Raw genomic sequence first — 3,419 nt, 5'->3', positions numbered from 1 at the left:
TCACGGGTCAAACCTAAAATATGGGGTGAATAACCCCATTATCTGTGGATAACTTTAGCTCTCTTCTCTCTCATTCTTTCTCAATAAGATTCATCACGTATCACATCAGAAATTGTATAATAAAATATTGTTTTCTATGAATAAAACATCTTTCTAAATGAACCAAAATGTGGTTAATAAATAGTTATGATTTGTTACCATTTTTATAGTGAAAGGATTTTAATATGACAGAAAATGATATTCTTTTAACAGACCGTGAAAGTGCAAAATTGCTTCATATGAGTGTCTCAACTTTCCGCCGTCATGTAACCAATGGCTCTCTCCCAAAACCTTTAAAATTTGGTTTTTTATCGCGTTGGTTACAATCAGATCTTTTGAATGTCATCGAGCAAGCAAAACAGCAACGTTATAACGACGCGGCATAAAAAGAAAACCTTGTCACGTAAGGACGGACAAGGCTTTCTCAAGCTCATCAAACCTGGTGCTTTATTTGGTGTAAATTCAAGGCTTTCTCTGCTGAAGCAAGACTTAAGGCTGGCATTCAAGTTGTTCTGAATGTTTTTTACAATAAGGGCTATTTAAGCGTCTCTCAACACTTCGCTGAGGCGTGATAGAACCACTAAGAGGATACACCGGAATCCTATCATCTTGACAATTTTCACACCACTTTCCATTTTCACTTCTATAGTGGAAGCCAGATTGAAGCATACAAGTATGAATTATTGCCCATTCACCGAAACCTAATCCACTATTTTCTGTATCGGCATTATAAGGAGTTGGCTTACCACACTCTAACAATGCTTTTGCTACTTCAGTAGAATCTGCATCTGGCTTTTGCCATATAACAAAGTATTTTGAAGGAGGCTTTGAGTCACATCCAGCGATACTTAACAAAGCCATGCAACTCAACAGTTTTAAGATTTTCTTCATTTTTCCCCTCTTTCAATGGATTTATTTACGATAAAACAGAGCTCATAAACCTGTTGATATTTCCTGTCACCGCTGCTTAAAACAACGGTGAACAATATTGAGATGATTGGTTGAGAAAACAATCCCACCATTCCAAGCGAAGGCAAGGATGGCGGATTGTTGATCATCACTTAAGGCTTGCATTCAGGTTGTACTGGACTTCTTTTACAAAACGGGCTGTTTAAGCGCTTTTCGACACTTCTCTTCGGAATGACAGCACCAGGCTGACAAATGGGAAGGTTTTCTTCTCTAAATGTATAACACCAGTTTCCTCTCCCTTTATAATGGAATCCTGATTGAACCATGCAAGCATAAATTGTTGCATCCTCATTAATACTAAGCTTTCTGTTTTCTGAATCAATATCAAAAATGCTTGGCATTCCGCATTCTAACAAGGCTTTTCCTACTTCAGTAGAATCTGCACCTACCTTCTCCCACATACTCACATACTCTGGAGGAGGCTTATCAATGTTTTCAATGTCACATCCAGCTACACTTAATAGGACTATACCACTCAATAATTTCAAAATTTGTCTCATTTTTTCTTCCATAAATGCTCTAAAATTGAATAAGTTGAATTAATTTGTTTAGTAGGCGGTATTCCATAATTAGTTATACACGCTTTACTTGCATCACCATAACAATTATGGGGACTAGGATCATACCCGCCTAACGCCCTCCCTCCCTCTATCAATGGAGAGGTTGCTGTAGTCAATAAACTGGTTCCTACAAACAGCGTCATATATAAAGGATTTTTTATACCTTTCTCCAAAAGTGAAACATCTAGATTTAAAGGTACTTTATAAAAAGTAGGTGCATTGTAACCAAACAACGTGCTAATGGGGTCAGATGCATGGCTTTGTAAGTAAACATGATCATTTTTGCCATCGCTTACGACATATAATGCATTCGCTATAGATCGAGCATGATCCGCTGGTCCAAAAAGATAGATATCTGTTTTTTCTGCTATACCGTGAATGCCGCGCTTTTCAAAGTCACGCAGTCCATTGCCTACTGTTAAGCTACCACGACTATGCGCACTAACAATAGCCTTGTCATTACCATAACGAGAGGTAAAATCTTGGAATTTCTTGGCCGAATTACTCCATCCCCCAAAATACTCATAAATTGCTACCCCATACTCTACGAGCCTGTCTTTAGCTTGTGGGTGGTATGTAAAATAAAGGGGTTCATGCGCATTATCAGCTAATTGGACAGCACGATAGGCAGCCTCATCTGGTGTGTTAAAAATACCATTATAGAACATACGCCTGTTGCCATCAGAACCAGCTTGTAAATGCTTTTCTTCCTCTGGTTTTAAATAGCGATACAGAATTATTGGTTTTCCATCACTGCCTTTTATATACTCTCCATTTTCATCGGTTAAATAGAGGACATTGCCATTTTCATCATGCGCAATCTCACCTACTGGATGCTCTTTGACATTTGCGACTTCGCGCACTTTGTCCCAGTATCCCAATCCTTCATCCGATAAATCATTGATCATATCTAGGCGATTATGCACTGCTCCCTCAAGCGGTGCGACATCTAGCTGTCCTACAGCTTGGTGGGCTGCTGCGGTGTTGCGGTTGAGAGAGCCAATGATTTGTCCAGCATCTTGCCCCATCGCCCTCTGTCCAGTTGTATCAGTAAGGATGATAGTCCCATCACTGATAGCAGATTTGGTTTCCCCTTCTGCTGCATCCTTGGCTTTGCCGTGATTTAAAACATTCTTGGCAATGTTTTTTATCGTGTCATTCCCAGAAAGGCTAAACCCATGGCTGCTGGCTTTAGCATGGGCACTGTTGCTGATATCACTGGTGCTAATGCTTCCTGTGGTCAGGCTGTTTTTGTCCGCCGAGGCTGTGCTTTCAATAATACCTCCGGTTAGGGTCGTTTTGTCTTTAACTATGATATTAAAGCCGCCATCACCCGCTTTGATGCCTGATTGCTCCACAACACTATGATAATCGCTGGAGGATTTATCCTTTTGGAAAGAGGCGCTCATGGACCCCCCACCACCCGTTTGTCCAGCACCAAACCCAACAGAAACAGAGTTTTGCTTGCTGGAAGTTTGTCCCGTATCACTGCGGCTGGTAATGGCAAAATCACCCCCTACTTCCATTTCTACACGCTCTCCAGAAACCACGGCGCCTGCCAATGTGGTGTTTGCACCACTCGTTGTGTGAACTGTGCCGGTGCCAATAATATGGCTGTTCTTCTGGTGAACCTCCTCACTGGAACCCTTGCCTTTACCAAAAGAAGCATTCCCCATCCACCCTGTACCACCGGTACCATAACTATACCCAACATTCATTGAAGCGCTTTGCGTGTGGTTTTCTGTGCTTTGCGTATTTTGCGCACTTTCAAAGATGATATCTTTACCTGCTCCCATGGTGATATTCCCGCTCTGTTCATCATTGCTTTGCATCGGGTTTGTACCGGCAATA

4 protein-coding genes are annotated in these 3,419 nt (G+C 41.2%); 1 reads left to right on the top strand and 3 read right to left on the bottom strand.

Going from position 1 to position 3,419, the window contains the following annotated elements:
• The first annotated feature begins 224 nt into the window (after nt 1–224).
• Entirely contained in the window at nt 225–425 is a 201-nt protein-coding gene (locus tag ACFINY_RS09510; protein WP_015856172.1) for an AlpA family transcriptional regulator, read from the top strand.
• A gap of 103 nt (nt 426–528) precedes the next feature.
• Here ACFINY_RS09510 and ACFINY_RS09505 read toward each other — a convergent pair whose 3' ends face one another.
• The 3 genes from ACFINY_RS09505 to ACFINY_RS09495 form a co-directional block, all read right to left on the bottom strand.
• Nucleotides 529–930: a hypothetical protein gene (locus ACFINY_RS09505; RefSeq protein ID WP_375612658.1), complete on the bottom strand. Its 402-nt coding sequence runs from the start codon at nt 928–930 to the stop codon at nt 529–531.
• Nucleotides 931–1,100: 170 nt separating this feature from the next.
• Nucleotides 1,101–1,508: a hypothetical protein gene (locus tag ACFINY_RS09500; protein ID WP_041581383.1), complete on the bottom strand. Its 408-nt coding sequence runs from the start codon at nt 1,506–1,508 to the stop codon at nt 1,101–1,103.
• The coding region (locus tag ACFINY_RS09495; RefSeq protein ID WP_375701049.1) for a hemagglutinin repeat-containing protein at nt 1,505–3,419 on the bottom strand (1,915 nt) is incomplete at its 5' end. The genes ACFINY_RS09500 and ACFINY_RS09495, both read right to left, overlap by 4 nt.

It is taken from the genome of Bartonella sp. AA23NXGY (assembly GCF_042197165.1).
Taxonomy (GTDB): Bacteria; Pseudomonadota; Alphaproteobacteria; order Rhizobiales; family Rhizobiaceae; genus Bartonella.
The sequence above is the reverse complement of the archived record's forward strand: the minus strand, read 5'-3'. Positions and strand labels throughout refer to the sequence as shown.